At 67.9% G+C, this 2111-nt stretch carries 2 protein-coding genes; both read left to right on the top strand.

Translation table 11 applies throughout. From position 1 onward, the window contains the following. Nucleotides 1–939: substrate-binding domain-containing protein (locus tag ACSDR0_RS50225; RefSeq protein WP_435296068.1), on the top strand; the 939-nt coding region annotated here is incomplete at its 5' end. Between the two features lie 2 nt (nucleotides 940–941). After that, the coding region (locus tag ACSDR0_RS50220) for a Gfo/Idh/MocA family protein (protein WP_435296067.1) at nucleotides 942–2111 on the top strand (1170 nt) is incomplete at its 3' end.

Raw genomic sequence — 2111 nt, 5'->3', positions numbered from 1 at the left:
CCGGTGCCGGCCGCGACCGGCGGTAACGACGCTCCCGGCGACAAGGTCGTCATCGGTTTCTCGGCGCCGGCGGCCGACCACGGCTGGATCGCCGCGATCGCCAAGAACGCCGAGGCCGCGGCCAAGGAGTACTCCGACATCGAGTTCAAGCCGGTCGAGCCGACCAACGACATCAACGCGCAGATCTCCGCGGTGGAGTCGCTGATCGCGGCGAAGGTCGCCGCTTTGGTGATCTTGCCCAACGACGGTCAGCAGCTCAACCAGATCGCCCGTCAGGCCTCCGACGCCGGTATCCCGGTGATCAACCTGGACCGGGTCTTCCCCGACAAGCTGTCGTATCGCACCTGGATCGGCGGCGACAACTACGGCATGGGGGTCGCGGCCGGTCACTACATCGGTAAGAAGCTCAAGGACAAGGGGGTGGCCAGCCCGGTCATCCTGGAGATCCAGGGCATCGCGACGCTGCCGCTGACCCAGGACCGCAGCAAGGGGTTCGAGGACGCGCTGAAGACCTACGGGTTCAGTGTGACGGCCAAGCAGGACGCGCAGTTCACCGTGGAGTCGGGCACCAAGGTGGCGGCGAACCTGATGCAGGCGCACAAGAAGATCGACGCGATCTGGAACCACGACGACGACCAGGGCATCGGGGTGCTGGCCGCGATCAAGGAGGCCGGGCGCAGCGAGTTCTTCATGGTCGGCGGCGCCGGTTCGGCGAACGCGATGCGTGACATCCAGGCCGGTTCGGGGGTGTTGGAGGCGACGGTGACCTACAGCCCCACCATGGCGTCCTCGGCGATCAAGCTGGCGCGTCTGATCGCTCAGGGCAAGGGCATGAGTGACCTGGTGGAGAACCAGGTGCCCCAGTCGATCACCTTGGCGTCGGAGACGATCACCAAGGAGAACGTGGCGCAGTACCTGCCGCTGGGATTCGAGTCCTAATGGTGGGTGCGGACAAGCCGCCGCTGGGGGTCGGCATGGTCGGGTACGCCTTCATGGGCCGGGTGCATTCTCAGGCCTGGCGTAGTGTGTCGGCGTTCTTCGATCTGCCGGCCCGGCCGGTGATGGCCGCGGTGTGCGGCCGCTCGGCCGAGGGGACGGCGGCGGCGGCCGAGCAGATGGGCTGGGCGGCGGCGGAGACCGACTGGCGTAAGTTGATCGCTCGTGATGACGTGCAGCTGGTCGACATCTGCACGCCGGGTGACTCCCACGCCGAGATCGCGATCGCGGCGTTGGAGGCCGGCAAGCACGTGTTGTGTGAAAAGCCGCTGGCCAACACCGTGGCCGAGGCCGAGGCGATGGCTCAGGCGGCGCGGGCCGCGGCCCGGCGCGGGGTGTATGCGATGGTGGCGTTCAACTATCGCCGGGTGCCGGCCGTGGCCCAGGCCGCTCGCTGGGTGGCCGAGGGCCGCCTGGGGCAGATTCGGCACGTGCGGGCGCAGTATCTGCAGGACTGGATCGTTGATCCGGAGTTCCCGCTGGTGTGGCGGCTGCAAAAGGAGCTGGCCGGTTCGGGGGCGCTGGGTGACATCGGCGCGCACATCATCGATACCGCGCAGTTCATCACCGGTCAGCGTCTGACGCAGGTGTCGGGGCTGACCGAGACGTTCATCACCCAGCGCCCGCTGGCTGAGGCTTCGGCCGGGTTGTCGGCCGAGGGCGGCGGTAGTGAGGGTGCGCGGATGGGGCGGGTGGATGTCGATGACGCGGCGTTGTTCATCGGCCGTCTCAGTGGCGGGGCGGTGGCGTCGTTCGAGGCGACCCGGTTCGCCACGGGGCGTAAGAACGCGTTGCGGATCGAGGTCAACGGGTCGGCGGCGAGTTTGGCGTTCGATTTCGAGGCGATGAACGAGCTGTGGTTCCACGATCACGCGTTGCCGGCCGAGGAGGCGGGGTTCCGCCGGGTGCTGGTCACCGAGGCGGGGCATCCGTATGCGGGGGCGTGGTGGCCGCCGGGTCATGGCCTGGGGTATGAGCACACCTTCACTCACGAGGTGAAGGACTTCGTCGAGGCGATCGCATCGGGTATCGCTCCGACTCCGTCGTTCGACGACGGGTTGAACGTTCAGCGTGTGCTGGCCGCGGTCGAGCGCAGCGCCGCCGACCAGAGCCGT

It is taken from the genome of Streptosporangium sp. G11 (genome assembly GCF_051192615.1).
In the GTDB taxonomy this organism is placed as follows: domain Bacteria; phylum Actinomycetota; class Actinomycetes; order Streptosporangiales; family Streptosporangiaceae; genus Streptosporangium.
The sequence above is the reverse complement of the archived record's forward strand: the minus strand, read 5'-3'. Positions and strand labels throughout refer to the sequence as shown.